Here is a 16,885-nt window from a genome sequence, read left to right as displayed (position 1 = left end):
TCAAGCGCAGCGTGACATCGGAATGCGAAATCCTCCCCCTGAAACCTGAAACCCGAGACTGCTTATCCTCATGACCCATCTCCGCATCAAGGCCGGCCCCTTCGCGTTCGAAGCTAAGCTCGAAGAAGAGCTCGCGCCGAAGACCTGCGCCAAGTTCAAGAGCATGCTCCCTTTCAAGAGCAAGATCATCCATGTCCGCTGGAGCGGCGAAGGTTGCTGGATCCCGCTCGGCGATCTCGATCTCGGCCTGACCTACGAAAATCACACGAGCTTTCCGGCGCCGGGCGATATCATCGTCTATCCCGGCGGCATCAGCGAAACGGAAATCCTGCTGGCGTATGGCGGCGTACGGTTTGCCAGCAAGGTCGGTCAGCTCGCAGGCAACCACTTCCTGACAATCACCAAGGGGCGCGAGAACCTGCTCGCGCTCGGCAAGATGACGCTGTGGGAAGGCGCCCAGGAAATCCTGTTCGAAGCGGCCTGATCACGCGCCAATCAGTTTCGCCAGCGGCAGGCTGAGGCCGGTGCTCTCAAGTGCAGGCGCTTCCCGCCTGCCACGAGGCCTGCTCTCGGCTGCGGCGAGCGTTGCCTTTGCGCCGACCTCGACCGAACACAATAGCGGCGCCGTCACGCGGGGTTGAATGCGCCGCGCCAGTCCTGCGAGGGCGGCTCCACCGAGAATGACAACCTCGGCGCCGTCCTCCCTTGCGCACGCCATGCACGCGTCCGCGAGCAGCGAGAGTGCGGCCTCCGGATCGCTCGCGATCTGGTCGCCGGTCGGTGCAATGGTCCTGATCGCAGCCAGCTCTCGCGACAGGCCAAGCGTCGCGACGAACTCCGTGAGCATCGGCTTCCACAAGACGCCGCCGGTCACGATCGCAAAACGCCGGCCGCCGCGGGCCGCCTCAACACACGCGGCTTCCGCCATCCCGACCACCGGAACGGGCGAAACTTCCTTCAAGGCCGCCAACCCCGGATCGCCGAAGCAGGCGAGATAGACTGCATCGCAGCCATCGACGTGCTCGGCGAGCGCCTCCAGTGCCGCGTGAGCGGCGATCGCAGCCGCCGCGCGGCTGGAGATATAGCGGGCGCCGAACCTGCCGGTCACCGGTACGAAGGTTGCCGTGGTGCCCGCAACCTCGTCGACATACGCGCCCATGCGATCGGTGATCGCCCCCGTCGTGTTCGGATTGATCAGAAGGATACGCATGCGTCACGTCTCCTTACGTCATTGCGAGGAGCGCAAGCGACGAAGCAATCCAGCGCGGCGGTTACGATAGACTCAGACTGGATTGCTTCGCTTCGCTCGCAATGACTAAAATCCCGCCGCCGCTCCGTCGCTGCGCGGGTCGGTTGCGCCCTCGAACGTGCCATCGGCGTGCAGCACGATCGCGCCGGCGTGCCCCATCGTCGACGTGAACGCGGGCAGCACCTCGACATTGTGGCCGGCGTCGCGCAGTTGCGCAATCAAGTGAGGATCGAAGCGGCTTTCGAGCTTCAGCGTCATCGTCTCCTCGCCCCAGGTCTTGCCGAGCAGCCAGCGCGGGGCTGTTACCGCAGCCTGCAGCTTCTGTCCGAACATCGCATAGCGGGAGAATACAGCCGACTGCGTCTGCGGCTGTCCCTCCCCGCCCATGGTGCCGTAGACCATGCGTCGACCGTCGGCGAACAATGCCATCGCAGGATTGAGGGTGTGAAATGGCTTTCGCCCTGCGCCAATGACGCGAGGTCCGCTGCCATCGAGCGCGAAGCTCGCCCCGCGGTTCTGCCAGACGATGCCGGAGTTCTCCAGCACGCAGCCCGAGCCGAACTCGAAGAAGATGCTCTGGATGAAGCTGACAGCAAGCCCGCTGGCATCGATCGCGCCGAGCCAGATGGTGTCGCCCGGCTGCGCCACATGCGGCCACGGCAGCGCGCGCCTGCGATCGATCCGCGCGGCGAGCTTATCGAGAATTGTCGCGCCAAGGAAATCTTCTGCGCGTTCGGTCATTGATCCCGGATCGCCGATGATGCGGTCGCGCACGATGAACGCCTGCTTTGCTGCCTCGACCAGCCCATGCACGTAGTCGAAGCCTTCGGCCTCGCCGACCCCAAGGCGTTCGAACAGTGCCAGGATCATCAGCGATGACAGGCCTTGCGTCGGCGGTGGGAAGTTGAACAGCTCCGCGCCCTTGACGCCGACGGAGAGCGGTTCGCGCCGCTGTGCGCGATGGGCCGCAAGGTCTTCGGCCGAGACGGGGGACTTGCAGCGCGTGAGATCGGCGGCGATCTCGCGGGACAGCTCGCCGGTGTAGAAATCCATCGGTCCTTTGGCGCCGATGCGCTTCAGGGTGCGCGCCAGCGCCGGCAGCTTCATCACCTCGCCTTCACGCGGCAGCTTGCCATCGAGAAGGAACGTCGCAACGAAATTCGGCGCATCCTTCAATTCCGGCAGCTTGCTTTCGGTCAATTCCTGCTGGCTCGCGGTGACGGCGAAGCCATGCTCGCCGGACCACACCGCGTCCTCGACGAGGCGCGACAGCGGCAGCCTGCCGCCGAGTTCGCTGCTGATCGCAAGCGCCTCCGCCCATCCGGACAAGGTGCCGGCCACCGTGTTGGCTGCAAGTGGCCCGCGCTGCGGTATCGCTGCGTGCCCCTGCGAGGCATACATCGGCGCGGTCGCAAGCGCGGCAGCGCCGCCACAAGCATCGACAGCGATCGGCTGACGCCCCTTCGGCGCGATCAGCCAGAAGCCATCGCCGCCGATTGACGTCATGTGCGGATAGACCACCGCAAGGCTCGCGGCCATGGCGACCGCCGCCTCGATGGCGTTACCGCCTTCACGCAGCACGCGAACGCCCGCTTCGCTGGCGAGATGGTGCGGCGATGTCACCATGCCACGGCGGGAACGCGGAGTATTCAGCATTGCACAAATCCGGTGAGAGCGAGGGGCATCCGGCCGGATGCCGCCCCCTCTTATTCACTCCAGCCCGATCGTCGTCAAATCCTGAAACCAGTGCTGCGCCTGCATGAACTTCTTGACCTTCGGCGACAGGGCATGCGGATTGGTGTCGTGCACCACCCACACCAGCACCGCATCGTCGACGATCTGCTGATGGGCCTCGGCCAGCAGTTCGTCCTGCCTCACCGGATCGAAGTTCTGCTTCGCAGCATCGATCAGCGCATCCACCTTGGGATTTGCGTAGAAGCCCCAATTCACGCCGACCGGGGCCGCCTGGCCGGAGTGAAAGAACCGGACGATCGCATACAGCGGATCAGAGGTGACGTAGGCGATGTTGTTCGACGTGATATTGGCGTTCATTTCGTCCTTGGCGCCCTTGCGCCAGTGCGTGTACAGCGTCTCGAGCTCGACCACCTTGAAATCGACGTCGATGCCGATCTCCTTGAAACTCTGCTGCAGAAACTCGTTCATCGGCAGCGACAACATCTGCCCGGTGCCGCCCTGGGCGATGACGAATGTCGTCTTCAGCGGCTTCGCTTTCGAATATCCCGCCTCCTCGACCAGCTTCTTGGCTGCAGCGAGGTCGTACTTGATGTCGAACGTCGGCTTGCCGAACCACGGGCTCGACGGGTCGACCTGCCCCTTGGCCGGTTTTGCGAGCCCGTTCATCAGGCCGACCACCGCCTCGCGATCGATAGCAAGGTTCAGGGCCTTGCGCAGGCGGATGTCGGTCCACGGCGAGCCGGGCAGCACGCTCAAGTGATAGTTCCAGACGTGCGGCGTGACATTGTCGACGATCTTCATACCGGCAGACTTCAGTTGCGGCACGGCATCGGGCGCCGGCGTTTCGATCAGGTCGACCTGTCCCGACAGCAGCGCGTTGGTGCGCGTCAACGCTTCCGGCATCGGCACCAGCACCAGCCTGTCCGATTTCGCCAGCCGACTCTTGTTCCAGTAATCAGGGTTCTTCACCAGCTCCGCCAGTTCGCGCGGCACCAGCTTGCCCAGCTTGAAGGGACCCGTGCCGGATGGCTGCGAGGCGAATTTGTCCCAGTCCTTGCCGACATTCTCATACTGCGCCGGGCTCGAGACGAGGAACCAGAGCATCTGGTATGGGAAAAAGGAGTCCACCTCTTTGGTCGTGATCTCGACGGTGAAGTCGTCGAGCTTGGCGTAGCCTGCGATCGACGGCAGGCGCGTACGGACCTGCGCGCTTTGCCGCTTGTCGAACTGCGGCGCCTTCTCGTTCAGGACCTTGTCAAGATTCCAGATCACGGCATCCGCGTTGAAGTCGCTACCGTCGTGGAACTTGACGCCGCGTCGCAGAGCAAAGATCCACTTCTTCTTGTCGGCCGCGTCGACTTTCCATTCGGTGGCCAGCCCGGGCACCAGCTTGCCCGGCCGCTCAGCCACATCCATTTCCCATGCGACCAGCGGGTCGTAGAGCGTGTAGCCGGTGAATTGATACCCGCCCGCGCCACGATCCGGCTGGCCGGTCGTCAGCGGGATATCGGCCATCGAGATGCCGTATCTAACCACGGTCTCGGCTTTGGCGGGGCTCATGGCGCACGGCGCCACCGCCGCCATGGTAAGAACAATCAGATTCCGGAAACGCATTGAGGAGCTCCAAGTCAGCGGCATGTTGACGCTGCATTGAAGCAAGCCGAGTGCCAGCAAAGCCCTCAGGTGCGCAGTGTTCGACTTTCGATTGACACGACGGATAACGCCTGATGCAATCTGCAGCAGCGTTGCCGCTTCTCGCGCCACACCGCCCGCATGATCGACCGCTCAGTCCGCGCGTCGCGATGACGCACTCTCCCGTGCTTTCGTCTAATGACGCAGGGCAACGAGGACAATCTTTTCAAGAGCGGCCAATAACCGCCTGCAGCATCATAAACTTTTTGATTGCTTCGCGGCAGGCCCGCCGACGCAGCGTCATCGCAGCGGCCAGGAACGCTGGCACAGCCGTTGCATAACTCTTAGCCACAATGAAGCTGGAGTGAAGTCGATGCATACAATCAAGTCCGCAACACAAGAACCTGCCACAGCCGTTAAGGGGACGGCGTCGCTTCGCTCGCCCGTAATCGTTCGAAGAACGGCGTCGCTTCGCTCGCCTATGGCGCTGGCAATGATGGCAGTCGCCGCGTCGTTCGTTTTGGCGCAGGCCGCGGTCGCCGAAACCGTGGTGCGGATCGGCATGACCGCCGCGGATATTCCGCGGACGCTTGGCCAGCCGGATCAGGGCTTCGAAGGCAACCGTTTCACGGGCCTCACAATGTATGACGCCCTGACCGGATGGGACCTCTCGTCATCGGACAAGGCGAGTGTTGTCGTTCCCGGCCTGGCGACCGAGTGGGCCGTCAATCCCGACGACAAGACCAAGTGGGTGTTCAAGCTTCGACCCGGCGTCAAATTCCATGACGGCTCGCCGTTCAATGCCGACGCGGTCGTCTGGAATGTCGAGAAGGTGCTCAAGCAGGACGCGCCGCAATTCGACGCCAGCCAGGTCGGCGTGACCGCATCGCGCATGCCGACCCTGGCGTCCGCGCGCAAGATCGATGATCTCACGGTGGAACTTTCGACCAAAGAGCCGGACAGCTTCCTGCCGATCAATCTGACCAATCTGTTCATGGCGAGCCCTTCGAAGTGGCAGAAGCTCTACGAGAGCGCCCCGGGCGCCGACGCCAAAGCGAAATCGCAGGCTGCCTGGGCGGCCTTTGCCGCCGATGCCTCCGGCACCGGGCCGTGGAAGATGTCGAAATTCACGCCGCGCGAACGGCTCGAGGTGGTGAAGAACCCTGAGTATTGGGACAAGGCACGCGTGCCGAAAGTTGACCGCATGGTCATGTTGCCGATGCCGGAGGCGAACGCACGCACCGCCGCCCTGCTCTCAGGCCAGGTCGACTGGATCGAGGCGCCGGCGCCTGATGCCGTCCCACAACTCAAGCAGCGCGGGTTCACGATCTATTCGAACGAGCAGCCGCACGTCTGGCCGTGGCAGTTCTCACGCATCGAGGGCTCGCCCTGGAACGACATCCGCGTTCGCAAGGCCGCCAACCTGTGCGTCGATCGCGAAGGCATGAAGGACGGACTCCTTGCTGGGCTCATGGTGCCCGCGACCGGCACCTTCGAGCCAGGACATCCCTGGCGCGGCAAACCGACCTTCGAGATCAAGTACGACAAGGCGGCCGCCCAGAAGCTGATGCAGGAAGCCGGCTACGGCCCTTCAAAGAAGCTGACGGTGAAGACTCAGACCTCGGCATCCGGTTCGGGGCAGATGCAGCCGCTGCCCATGAACGAATACCTGCAGCAGGCGCTGGCGGAATGCTACTTCGACGTCCAGCTCGACGTAATCGAGTGGAATACGCTCTTCACCAACTGGCGTCGCGGCGCAAAGGATCCGTCTGCAAACGGCGCTCACGCGACCAACGTGACCTACGCCGCAATGGACCCGTTCTTTGCCATGGTCCGTTTCCTGCAGTCATCGATGGCACCGCCGGTGTCGAACAACTGGGGCTTCATCAACGATCCCAAATTTGATGCTCTGGTGAAAAAGGCGCGCGAGACCTTCGATCCGAAGGAACGCGATGCCGCGCTCGCCGAACTGCACGCCGCCTCGGTGGATGATGCGGCGTTCCTCTATGTCGCCCACGACGTCGGCCCGCGCGCGATGACGGCAAAAATCAAGGGCCTCGTGCAACCGAAAAGCTGGTTCGTCGATTTCTCGACCATGTCGATGACACCGTAAGCTCAACAGGGATGGCGGCCCGGATGCCCCCGCGCATCCGGGCCTGCAACTTTCGTCACTCGGCCTTTCAAAGGGCACAGCAATTCGCATGACCAAAGGGTGACTCGTGCTTGCCTATGTTGCGCGGCGTTTCGTCTACGCAGTTCCAATTGTTTTGAGCGTCGCACTGGTTTGCTTCCTGCTCGTCCACATCACGCCCGGCGACCCTCTCGTTGCCGTGCTTCCGGCCGACGCGTCGCAAGAGCTCGCCGCGCAACTGCGCACAGCCTACGGCTTCGACCGTCCGCTGCCGGTTCAGTTCGGCCTTTGGCTCTGGAAGGCAGTGCATGGCGACCTTGGCAACTCGATTGCGACCGGCCGGCCGGTGCTGTCGGAAGTGATCCGTGCGGTTGCCAACACCGTCACACTCGCCGTTGTCGCAGCAGTGATCGGCTTCACGCTCGGCCTGTTCTTCGGCATCGTCGCCGGCTACTTCCGCAACACCTGGATCGACAAGGTCGCCACGTCGGTCGCGATCGCCGGCGTTTCACTGCCGCACTACTGGCTCGGCATGGTGCTGGTCATCATCTTTTCCGTGCAACTGAACTGGCTGCCCGCGGTCGGTGCCGGGCCCGGCGGCTCCGGCGAATGGAAATGGGATTGGGCGCACTTAAGCTACCTCGTTCTTCCCGCCATCACCACGTCTGTCATTCCAATGGGTATCGTCACCCGCACCGTACGGGCGCTGACCGGCGATATCCTTTCGCAGGATTTCGTCGAAGCGTTGCGCGCCAAGGGCCTCAGCGAAACTCACGTGTTCCGCCACGTCATCAAGAACGCCGCGCCGACCGCACTCGCGGTCATGGGCCTTCAGCTCGGTTATATGCTCGGCGGCTCGATCCTGATCGAAACGGTGTTTTCGTGGCCGGGCTCGGGGCTGCTTCTGAACTCGGCCATCTTCCAGCGCGACCTGCCATTGCTGCAGGGCACGATTTTGGTGCTGGCGCTGTTCTTCGTTTTCCTCAACCTCATGGTCGACATCGCACAGGCGTCGATCGATCCGCGCATCAAGCGAGGGTAAGCCCATGAGGACACCGCCATGACCGTGATCACCGAATCCGTGCTGCAAGCCGCCCCCGTCACCAAGACGCGCGGCTACTGGGGAACGGTCGGCCGGCGCATTCTGCGCGACAAGGTGAGCTTGATCTGCGCATGTGTGCTGATCGCGATCTTTCTCTCCGCGCTGTTTGCACCCTGGCTCGGGCTTGCCGATCCCTATCAGGGATCGATGATCCGCCGCCTCCGGCCGATCGGCACGCCCAACTATCCGCTCGGCTCGGACGAACTCGGACGCGACATGCTGGCGCGCCTGATCTATGGCGGTCGGCTCTCGCTGATCATCGGCATCCTGCCGGTGGTCTTCGCGTTCATGATCGGCACGGTGCTTGGGATCGTCGCGGGCTATGTCGGCGGCAAGCTCAACACGGCGATCATGCGCACGGTCGACGTGTTCTTCGCCTTCCCCTCCGTGCTGCTGGCGATTGCCATTTCGGGCGCGCTCGGCGCCGGCATCGTCAACTCCATTGTGTCGCTGACGATCGTTTTCGTACCGCAGATTACCCGCGTCGCCGAGAGCGTCACTACCGGCGTGCGCAACATGGACTTCGTCGATGCCGCGCGGGCGTCCGGCGCAGGCGCGCTGACGATCATGCGGGTGCACATCCTCGGCAACGTGCTCGGGCCGATCTTCGTCTACTCGACCGGCCTGATCTCCGTTTCAATGATCCTCGCCGCAGGCCTGTCGTTCCTTGGCCTGGGCACCAAACCGCCGGAGCCGGAATGGGGACTGATGCTCAACACGCTGCGGACGGCGATCTACGTCAATCCATGGGTTGCCGCCCTGCCAGGTGTGATGATCTTCGCGGTGTCGATCTGCTTCAACCTTTTGAGCGACGGCTTGCGCAGCGCCATGGATATCCGGGAGTGACCCCATGAGCGAAGCCACATTGCCAAAGGCCATGCTCGAGCGAATTGAGGACTTCGGCGGGGCAGCCCAGCCGTTGCTCAAGGTCGTCGGCCTTACCAAGCACTTCCCGGTCCGCGGCGGATTGCTTTCCAAGGCCAGGACCGTGCGCGCCGTGGACAACGTCTCGTTCGAGATCGCCAAAGGCGAGACCGTCGGCATCGTCGGCGAATCCGGTTGCGGCAAATCGACGACCGCGCGCCTGCTGATGCATCTGATGACCCGCGACGCCGGCGAGATCCTCTACGATGGCATGCAGGTCGGCCGCGCGCTGTCGCTGCGCGAGTTGCGACGCGGCATGCAGATGGTGTTCCAGGACAGCTACGCTTCGCTCAACCCGCGCCTGACCATCGAAGAGTCGATCGCGTTCGGGCCCAAGGTGCACGGAATGGACGATGCGCCGGCACGCAAGCTCGCACGCGAGCTGCTCGACAAGGTGGGACTGCGTCCTGAAACCTTCGCCAACCGCTATCCGCACGAAATCTCCGGCGGCCAGCGCCAGCGCGTCAACATTGCCCGCGCCCTGGCGCTATCGCCGCGCCTGGTGATCCTCGACGAAGCGGTCTCGGCACTCGACAAGTCGGTGGAGGCACAGGTGTTGAACCTGCTTGCGGACCTGAAGAGCGAGTTCGGGCTGACTTACCTGTTCATCAGCCACGACCTCAATGTCGTGCGCTACATCTCCGATCGCGTGCTGGTGATGTATCTTGGCGAGGTCGTCGAGCTCGGTCCCGTGGACCAGGTCTGGGACGCGCCGGCGCATCCCTATACCCGCGCCCTGCTCGCCGCGATGCCGGCTGCCGATCCCGACAACCGCACAGAGACACCGCCGATCACCGGGGATCCGCCGAACCCGATTGATCCTCCACCCGGTTGCCGGTTCCACACCCGCTGTGCCTCCGCCGAACCGATGTGCTCGGCGGCAAGCCCGACACTCACCGACCTCGACGGCGCCGGACACCAGGCTGCCTGTTACATGGCAATCCCTGGCTCAGGACACAGCCGCGCATCCGCCGCGGAGAAGGCTGCATGACTAAACTCGTCGAGGTGGAGAACCTCAACGTCCGCTTTACCGGCGAGCGCACGGTCCATGCGATCAACGGTGTGAGCTTTTCGCTTGGCGAAGGTGAAGTGCTCGGGCTGCTCGGGGAATCCGGCTCTGGCAAGAGCGTCACCTTGCGCGCGTTGATGCGGCTGCTGCCGAAGAAGCGAACCGTGATCAACGGCAGCATTCGGGTCGCGGGACGCGATGTGCTCGCCCTTGACGACGATGAGCTCTCGATGTTTCGCGGCGCCACTGTCTCGATGATCTTTCAGGAGCCGGCGCTTGCGCTCGATCCCGTCTATACCATCGGCCAGCAGATTTCCGAGGCGGTGATCCGCCACGAAGGCAAAAGCCAGCGCGAGGCAACGGCTCGAGCGCTGGAGATGCTGGAGGTCGTGCGCATTCCCTCTGCGAAGCGGCGCCTCGATGCCTACCCGCATGAAATGTCGGGCGGCATGCGCCAGCGTGCGATGATCGCGCTGGCGCTCGCCTGCAAGCCGAAGATCCTGTTGGCCGACGAGCCGACGACGGCGCTCGACGCCACCGTGCAGATCCAGATCCTTCTGTTGCTGCGCGAACTGCAGCGCGAGTTCGGCATGTCGGTCATCTTCGTGACCCATGACATCGGTGTCGCCATCGAGATCTGCGACCGGGTCGCGGTGATGTATGCAGGACAGATCGTCGAGACCGGCACGCTCCGCCAGATCGTACGCTCGCCACTGCACCCCTACCCGCGCGGCCTGCTCGCTTCGACGACGCACGGCGCAAAGCGCGGCCAGCGGCTGGAGACGATCCCCGGCACGCCGCCATCGCTGGACAAGGCGCCCACCGGCTGCTCGTTCGCGCCTCGATGCGCGCTAGCGGAGGCCCGCTGCACGGAAGCGCTGCCGCCGGCCATCGATGTCGGCGACGGACGAATGGCGCGCTGCGTTCTGGCGGAGCGGATTCAGCCCGCCAGCGTCTAATCATGCTCGAAACTGCACGAACGCTGGTTTGCCTGCATCCGTGATCGCCTACAGCGCGCCCTCCGCCGCAAGCACGTCCGACTGAACCGACTTTCGCAGATAGTTTCGAAGCATGGATGCCGGCATGTTCTGCAGGATGAGATTTCGCAGCTTGAAGCCAATGGTCGTTTTTGGAACGAACCATCTCGCAACATTTCTACTTCGCGTCTGCAGCCGCTGTGCCGGGCCGCGCATGCGCGCCTCATATGCAGTCAGCGCCTCAGCCTGGCTCGTCGTTCTCGCCAACTCTTCGGCCAGCACGCAAGCGCCAGTCATGGCCATGCCCGCCCCCTGCCCCGAGATCAAGCTGAAGCAATGTGCAGCATCGCCGAGCAGAACGACCCGCTTCAAAGACCAGCGGTCCATGTCGACGATCGCAAGGTCATCCAGTATCGGCAGCACCCCACTTTGCCGCGCAAGTCCCATCACGGCACGCACCTGATCGTGCTCATCGCTAAAGACCTTCTCCAGCTCCGCATACGCCGGCAGGGATTCCTGCAGATTTCCCGATCTCCAGACGTGGAGCGCCGCAAGCCGCCCTTCGTCGAGCGAATAGAACTCGCTAATTCGTGCGGGAGCCGCATAGGCCAGAAAGTTGGCCCCGAGAGACACGCGATCGTCGACGTCGTAGGCCGCAAAGCGGTAGCCGAGAGGTTTGACGAACCGATCGTCCGGCCCGAACAGCATCCTCCGCGTTGGGGACCTGAATCCGTCGGCGCCAATGACGAGCGCCGCGTCGATGATCGAGCCATCCGTCAGGGTCACGCGCGCGAAATGTTCGCCATTGTTGATCGACGCCACTTCGGTGGAGAAGCGAAACTCGGCATGCTGCGAAGCGCGCTCGAACAACACCTTCAAAAGATCGGTCCTGCGCAGGACAATGTAGGGAAAGCTTTCGATCAGGTGCGCATGTTGCAGCCGTAGCAGCTCGCTCCCATGCCTGTCGCGATAGATTGTCTCCGCCGCCGGACGCCTTATTGCCTCCAGCCGATCGAGGATGCCCATCCGTTTGGCAGCCGCGTGGCCCGGGCCGGACAGGCTCATCATGTAGCCGTTCGATCGGACGCTCGCAGCCCGCTCGACGACAATCGGCGTCCACCCGATTTCCTTAAGCCAGAAGGCGGAGGAAAGCCCTGCTACACCCGCACCGACAATAACCGCTGTCCGCTCGCTCATTCGGCTGCTCCGGACCGTTCCGCCGCACCGGCGCGCCTGAGGAGAAGCGGCAGCGCAGCACAGGCGCCGATGCCCAGCACTGCGGCGATCCAGAAGGCGATCGGATAGCCGGTGCGCTGTGCCACGACCCCTCCGGCGAAGCCTGCAAGTGCAGCAACCAAGGCGTCCGCACACTGGAAGAGCGTGAAGTCGACACCGGCCTGCCGCGGCGACGCGTAGCCCATCAACAGCGAGTAAAGACAGACAAAGCCGAACGCCATGGCGACCGACTTCAGCACGACGACGGTTCCGAGACACCACAGCGGCGCAGTGGGCACGAGGCTGACGCTGGCCAGCACGACGACCGCCAGCGTCTGCAGGCCCACGGCGGCGACGACGCTGCGTCGAGGTCCGTGCCTGCGGATCGCCAGACCGCCCAACACGGTGCCCAGCACCGCCGAGACGATCGCGCCGCCACCGGTCAGGTAGCCGAGCGTCGCCAGATCGAACCCGCGATCGACCAGAAACGGCGCGCTGATACCCTGCGTGAGGCGAACACCGATCTCGAAGCAGGTAACGACAACCAGGCCCGCCTGCACCTCCGAACGACGCAACGCATAGCCGAGGCTTGGCCTGTGCGGAGCATGGTCTCCGATGCTATGGCCCGGTTCAGGCGTCGCAAGGAACGGAAGCGTCAGAACGACGACAAGCGCACTCATCGCCAGGCAGGCTGCGGTCCAGCCAAAGGACGGAATCAGAATAAGGAAAAGGCCGCCGCCGACAACGATGCCGAGATAACCGCCACCCACCTGAGCGGTATTGCCCCAGCCACGATCGGCGGGTGAAAGTTGCTGAATGGCAAAGCCGTCGCAGGCGATGTCCGCCGTCGCGGAAGCAAAGGCCATGACCGCAAGGCACGCCAGAACCATCGTTACCGACAGTGGTCCCACGAACGCTAGCGCGACGAGGCTAAGCATCGCCACAACCTGGCACATGGCGACGACTTGCCGCGACCGTCGCGGTCGCCCGTGCGGCAATCGATATCGTTCGATCGCAGGCGCCCAGATGAACTTGAGCGCCCAGGGCACCATGACGAGCGACACCAGCCCGATCGAATCCAGTGAGGCCCCGCTCGATCGCAGGGCGGCCGGAACGCCGTTGAACGTCAGTCCCGAGATCAGGCTCTGAACCAGGTAGACGCCGCCAATAGCAAGCAGAACACGATAGAGCGGCAGCGATGCATCGGCTTGCCGAGTCGGCACGGCATCAGCGGAGATGGCTTGCGAGTGACTCTGCATATCGTTACAGCGCGCCCCGCAGTGTGACACCGAAAATCCGTCCCTGCCCGATGTTGCTGAAGACCGCCGGGCCGGATCGGAAGCTGTAGGTGCGGTAGATTTCGTCCGTGAGATTTGTGCCGAAGATCTTCAACGACCAGCCCTGTCTGAATTCCGCTTCCAGTCCTGCGTCCAGAGTTGCATAGGCGGGCTGCCCGAGAGAGTTCGCCTCGTCGAAATAGGTTCGGCTGAAGACATGAACGGCTCCGGTCAATGCGACCGTGCCGCTAAAGACAGACTGCGGGATCACTTGCCTGAACGCCGCGTGCAGCGTCAGGTCAGGCGCGTAAGGGACCCGGTTGCCGCTGAAGTCGATGCCCGTGACCGGATCGACGTAATCCTCAAAGCGCGACACTCCGTAGCTCACGGATGCATTCAACGTCAGCAACTCAGTCGGACGAAGCGCCGTTTCGATCTCAATTCCCGTGCTGGTGGCCTCGCCAACATTGCGGATCACCAGGTTCGGGACGACTCCCACATAGATCTGCTTGTCCTCGGACTTGATGTGATAGACGGCGCCGGACAACAGCAAACGGCCGCCGAGGAAGGCGCTTCTCGCGCCAATTTCAAAGTTCAGCGCCTTCTCGGGACGATATGGATTGGCATCCAGCGGGGTGGAGACCGCATGGTTGAAGCCGCCTGCCTTGTAGCCTCGCGACACGAGTCCGTAGAGCCGCACGGCCTCGGTGATCTGGTAGCCGAGCGACAGCTTAGGCTGGAGGCTCGTGAAGTCAACGCTGTTGGTGAACGCGAACGGACCGCGAAAGCTGATCTCCGACGCATCATAAGACAGTCGCGCGCCGCCGGTCAGCGTCAGTCGATCCGTCAGTTGATAGCTCAGCTCCGTGAAGGCGGCCGCCGCACGGGCATTGACGTCGTTTCGCGCATTGGCAGCCGGGGTCCAGCGCGTAAAATCCGTGTCTTGATAGTAGATGCCGAACAGAGCGGTGAGCGGTCCCGCGTTGTCGTAGACCGCCTTGAGTTCCTGCGACCACAGCCTTGTCGCTTCAGGGGTGGAGAATCCGAACAACCGCCGCTGCAGATCGATGTCCTGGTACGACGATACGCCGGAGATCTTGAAAGGACCGGCAACGTAATTCCACGAGAACGCGCTGGACAGCGTATCGCGCTGCAGATCCGGGTACGGAACGCCAACCGGGTAGATGCGCTGGTCAAGCTGCGTATCCAGCACATAGACTTCCTCCCGCGAATCCAGCCGTTCTTTGGCGACGCTAAGTGTCGCATCGAATGGACCACCGGCCGGCGCATATCGTAGTTGGGCCCTGCCGCTCCAGACTTCGGAGGTGTCGACCTTCCGTCCGGTCGTCAGATCGGTGATCTGGCCGCTGTCGTGTAGCCCACGCACCGCGATATCCGTGAACCACATGTCGGTGGCGAGCACGCCGGTCGCTGCTAGCTCGCCGCCGATCGTCCGGTTCGTTCCGGTGATCGCGCCCGCGACGCGGTTCTCTCTCGCCCGCCGGGTGACGATGTTGAGAACGCCGCCGAAGGCGTTACGACCATACAGCGTGCCCTGCGGGCCGCGCAGAAACTCGACACGATCCACATCGAGCAACTCCTGCGTCAGAAACGAGTCACCTTGCGGAACGCCGTCGACGTAGACTTGCACGCTCGGATTGTAGAAATCGGGCGATGACATCCCTCTGACGGTGAAGTTCGAGTAGGCGCGGTTTCCGCGCTGGCGGATGACGAGCCCCGGAAACACCCTCTCAAGATCAGACACGTTGGTTATGTTGGCCTGACGAAGCTGTTCGGCGGTTTGAACCGAAACCGCACCGTCGATCTTCTCAAGCTCCTGCTCTCTCTTGTTTGCCGTAACGACCAGTGTGTCGAGCGTCTGAACCGCCTGTGCCAAAGCTTCTGTCGCGCTGCCTGCGACACAAGCCGCGACGAGCAGCCGCCACCTGAATGAGAACATTTCTAAAGAACCCCCGAGCGCCCTTGATTTTCCGTAGCGGCGGTTATCCTTTTCAAAGGCGATTGTTCGCTAACGTTGCCGGGGGCCAAATTGACGCGATCGGGGACAAATCGCCTTTCGATCTTCGGAATCGATCTAGAATTGCACGCAAATGCCTGAGCCATCCGTGGAAGGATCCGTCTGGAGCATCGACTACCGGGCTTCATCGGATGCGCTGGACGGCCTCGCCGCTCATCGCGGCAGCCACAGGCTGGACGATCTCGGCGACATCAGGATCAGCAGCACGGATATCTGGCTCGACCAGGATCTTTCGGTCGCCGTCGCCGGCCCCCCCACCGTCTCGCTGTCGCTCCTGCTTGACGGTGAATGCGTCAGTCAGTTGGCCGATGGCGAGCCGGTGACATTGACCGCAGGCAGCGCGATCATCTTCGCGTCAGAGAACGGCTCCTCCGGGCAGAACTTTGCGCGCGCCAAGCAGCGGATCCGCCTCGTCGATATGCGGTTCGACAGGGCCCTGCTCGACCGCGCAGGCGGCCTCGAGCTGTCGCGCTTCGCGCGCGAACTGTTCGTGGATCGCAGCCTCGTCGACCAGAGGACCGTGTTCATCAGCTTCGCGGCCTCGAAAAACCTGCTCGAGACCGGCAGACAGCTCATCGAGTGCGGATATCCGCAGGGCAATCTGAGAAATCTTTATCTTCAGGCAAAGGCGCTGGAGGCGCTTGCTCTTTCCATTGCCTATCTGAGCGAGGAGCAACGACAGCGGCAGTCAATCAGTGCACGCGATCGCCAACGGCTCATCGATGCAAGACAGCTGCTGCAAGATCGCTTTGAAGAAGCATGGACGATCTCCGGTCTCGCAAAGGCAACCGGCATCAGTGAAAAGAAGCTCAAAGCCGGCTTTCGGCAGATCATCGGCCGCTCGGTCCATTCCTATCTGCGCGAGGTGCGGCTGACCGCGGCCGCCACCATGCTGAACGAAGGTCATTCCGTCACCGACGTTGCATTGAGCGTCGGGTTCGCAAACCTCAGCCACTTCAGCAAAGCCTTTCGCGAGCTTCATGGCGTCAACCCGAGCGAGTATGCGAGAGTCTCGAGCTGAGCCTCGACTTCCGCGCGTCCCATTTAGCAAGGCGCGGCACGTTGCACCGGCCCGGGTTAGGCTCGCGCTAACCATTTGCTGAGGCGGCCCCCTTCGCCCCAGACCTTGTTCAGATCTCGTCAATCAATTCCGACGGAAATTGTTCGCGCATTGTTAAGATTTGTGGAGGGGGCATGTTCACAATCCTGGGCGTAGGCGTCGCCCTTATCGGTCTGAGCTTGTGTGCGCTGGCACATTCCTCAGGACAGCCGCGTTCGCGATATTCGCGCAACAGTCCGTGACGCCAGCATCGATGAACGCACGATATTAAGCTTCCATTAACCGTAATTGACGAGCATGGCGGCGGCCTTATGATGAGAATCATGCCATGCTCAACTTCACGCTCGTCTGCCGGTTTCTCGCGATCCCTGTCGCGATGACGAGTTTCGTGCTGCTTGCTTCTCAGGCAGGCGGCTTCGTGCTGCGCAAGAATCAAGCCCCCGGCATCGAGATTCAGATGGCCGCCCCACGAAGCTGACACGGCAGGCGGTATCGTTCAGCTCACCCGGACGTGGCTTAACAGTTTGTCCAGCAGGGCCGTGCATAGTCCTGGCGAACTTTTCCGGGAAACACCTT

14 protein-coding genes are annotated in these 16,885 nt (G+C 62.7%); 8 read left to right on the top strand and 6 right to left on the bottom strand.

Annotation, left to right across the window (positions count from 1 at the left end):
* Positions 1-70 precede the first annotated feature (70 nt).
* Positions 71-484: a DUF3830 family protein gene (locus RCO31_RS13240; protein WP_308968864.1), complete on the top strand. Its 414-nt coding sequence runs from the start codon at positions 71-73 to the stop codon at positions 482-484.
* Here the strand turns inward: RCO31_RS13240 and RCO31_RS13235 are convergent, their stop codons facing one another.
* From RCO31_RS13235 to RCO31_RS13225, 3 genes are all read right to left on the bottom strand, one after another.
* Positions 485-1,210: an aspartate/glutamate racemase family protein gene (locus RCO31_RS13235; RefSeq protein WP_308968863.1), complete on the bottom strand. Its 726-nt coding sequence runs from the start codon at positions 1,208-1,210 to the stop codon at positions 485-487. It lies immediately after the preceding gene.
* 105 nt (positions 1,211-1,315) lie between these two features.
* Entirely contained in the window at positions 1,316-2,905 is a 1,590-nt protein-coding gene (locus RCO31_RS13230) for a gamma-glutamyltransferase (RefSeq protein ID WP_308968862.1), read from the bottom strand.
* Positions 2,906-2,959: 54 nt separating this feature from the next.
* Positions 2,960-4,558 (bottom strand): ABC transporter substrate-binding protein, encoded by a 1,599-nt coding sequence (locus RCO31_RS13225; RefSeq protein ID WP_374991471.1) that lies wholly within the window; start codon positions 4,556-4,558, stop codon positions 2,960-2,962.
* Between the two features lie 511 nt (positions 4,559-5,069).
* Here RCO31_RS13225 and RCO31_RS13220 point away from each other — a divergent pair.
* The 5 genes from RCO31_RS13220 to RCO31_RS13200 all read left to right on the top strand — a co-directional run bounded on the left by RCO31_RS13220 (position 5,070) and on the right by RCO31_RS13200 (position 10,701).
* Complete coding sequence (locus tag RCO31_RS13220) at positions 5,070-6,689, top strand: ABC transporter substrate-binding protein (protein ID WP_308968860.1); 1,620 nt, start codon at positions 5,070-5,072, stop codon at positions 6,687-6,689.
* 106 nt (positions 6,690-6,795) lie between these two features.
* On the top strand, positions 6,796-7,749 hold the full coding sequence (locus tag RCO31_RS13215; RefSeq protein WP_308968859.1) for an ABC transporter permease: 954 nt from the start codon (positions 6,796-6,798) through the stop codon (positions 7,747-7,749).
* 18 nt (positions 7,750-7,767) lie between these two features.
* Positions 7,768-8,655, top strand: a complete 888-nt coding sequence (locus RCO31_RS13210) for an ABC transporter permease (protein ID WP_308968858.1) — start codon at positions 7,768-7,770, stop codon at positions 8,653-8,655.
* A 4-nt stretch (positions 8,656-8,659) separates the two neighbouring features.
* A complete protein-coding gene (locus RCO31_RS13205) occupies positions 8,660-9,724 on the top strand; it encodes an oligopeptide/dipeptide ABC transporter ATP-binding protein (RefSeq protein WP_308968857.1) in 1,065 nt (354 codons plus the stop codon).
* A complete protein-coding gene (locus tag RCO31_RS13200; RefSeq protein WP_308968856.1) occupies positions 9,721-10,701 on the top strand; it encodes an ABC transporter ATP-binding protein in 981 nt (326 codons plus the stop codon). The genes RCO31_RS13205 and RCO31_RS13200 overlap by 4 nt, the downstream gene beginning before the upstream one ends.
* Positions 10,702-10,749: 48 nt before the next feature.
* Here the strand turns inward: RCO31_RS13200 and RCO31_RS13195 are convergent, their stop codons facing one another.
* Genes RCO31_RS13195 through RCO31_RS13185 form a run of 3 tightly spaced genes read right to left on the bottom strand, consistent with a single transcriptional unit; the run spans position 10,750 to position 15,171 of the window.
* A complete protein-coding gene (locus tag RCO31_RS13195; RefSeq protein WP_308968854.1) occupies positions 10,750-11,916 on the bottom strand; it encodes an FAD-dependent monooxygenase in 1,167 nt (388 codons plus the stop codon).
* Complete coding sequence (locus tag RCO31_RS13190; protein ID WP_308968853.1) at positions 11,913-13,157, bottom strand: MFS transporter; 1,245 nt, start codon at positions 13,155-13,157, stop codon at positions 11,913-11,915. Before RCO31_RS13190 ends, RCO31_RS13195 begins: the two co-directional genes overlap by 4 nt.
* Positions 13,158-13,197: 40 nt before the next feature.
* Positions 13,198-15,171: a TonB-dependent receptor domain-containing protein gene (locus RCO31_RS13185; RefSeq protein WP_308968852.1), complete on the bottom strand. Its 1,974-nt coding sequence runs from the start codon at positions 15,169-15,171 to the stop codon at positions 13,198-13,200.
* A gap of 151 nt (positions 15,172-15,322) precedes the next feature.
* Between RCO31_RS13185 and RCO31_RS13180 the strand changes: the two genes are divergently transcribed.
* Together RCO31_RS13180 and RCO31_RS13175 are read left to right on the top strand one after the other, a co-directional pair.
* Positions 15,323-16,270, top strand: coding sequence for a helix-turn-helix transcriptional regulator (locus RCO31_RS13180; protein ID WP_308968851.1), 948 nt, complete (start codon positions 15,323-15,325; stop codon positions 16,268-16,270).
* 367 nt (positions 16,271-16,637) lie between these two features.
* Complete coding sequence (locus tag RCO31_RS13175; RefSeq protein WP_308968850.1) at positions 16,638-16,787, top strand: hypothetical protein; 150 nt, start codon at positions 16,638-16,640, stop codon at positions 16,785-16,787.
* The last annotated feature ends 98 nt before the right edge of the window (positions 16,788-16,885 follow it).

The sequence above is a fragment of the Bradyrhizobium sp. LHD-71 genome (assembly GCF_031157255.1).
Taxonomy (GTDB): domain Bacteria; phylum Pseudomonadota; class Alphaproteobacteria; order Rhizobiales; family Xanthobacteraceae; genus P52-10.
The sequence above is the reverse complement of the archived record's forward strand: the minus strand, read 5'-3'. Positions and strand labels throughout refer to the sequence as shown.

Excerpts from the sequence above, each read along its gene's own strand:
- RCO31_RS13205 (WP_308968857.1), top strand. The coding sequence starts at position 8,660 with ATGAGCGAAGCCACATTGCCAAAGGCCATGCTCGAGCGAATTGAGGAC.
- RCO31_RS13240 (WP_308968864.1), top strand. The coding sequence starts at position 71 with ATGACCCATCTCCGCATCAAGGCCGGCCCCTTCGCGTTCGAAGCTAAG.
- RCO31_RS13180 (WP_308968851.1), top strand. The coding sequence starts at position 15,323 with ATGCCTGAGCCATCCGTGGAAGGATCCGTCTGGAGCATCGACTACCGG.
- RCO31_RS13210 (WP_308968858.1), top strand. The coding sequence starts at position 7,768 with ATGACCGTGATCACCGAATCCGTGCTGCAAGCCGCCCCCGTCACCAAG.
- RCO31_RS13230 (WP_308968862.1), bottom strand. The coding sequence starts at position 2,905 with ATGCTGAATACTCCGCGTTCCCGCCGTGGCATGGTGACATCGCCGCAC.
- RCO31_RS13200 (WP_308968856.1), top strand. The coding sequence starts at position 9,721 with ATGACTAAACTCGTCGAGGTGGAGAACCTCAACGTCCGCTTTACCGGC.
- RCO31_RS13185 (WP_308968852.1), bottom strand. The coding sequence starts at position 15,171 with ATGTTCTCATTCAGGTGGCGGCTGCTCGTCGCGGCTTGTGTCGCAGGC.
- RCO31_RS13235 (WP_308968863.1), bottom strand. The coding sequence starts at position 1,210 with ATGCGTATCCTTCTGATCAATCCGAACACGACGGGGGCGATCACCGAT.
- RCO31_RS13195 (WP_308968854.1), bottom strand. The coding sequence starts at position 11,916 with ATGAGCGAGCGGACAGCGGTTATTGTCGGTGCGGGTGTAGCAGGGCTT.
- RCO31_RS13175 (WP_308968850.1), top strand. The coding sequence starts at position 16,638 with ATGCTCAACTTCACGCTCGTCTGCCGGTTTCTCGCGATCCCTGTCGCG.
- RCO31_RS13220 (WP_308968860.1), top strand. The coding sequence starts at position 5,070 with ATGATGGCAGTCGCCGCGTCGTTCGTTTTGGCGCAGGCCGCGGTCGCC.
- RCO31_RS13225 (WP_374991471.1), bottom strand. The coding sequence starts at position 4,558 with ATGCGTTTCCGGAATCTGATTGTTCTTACCATGGCGGCGGTGGCGCCG.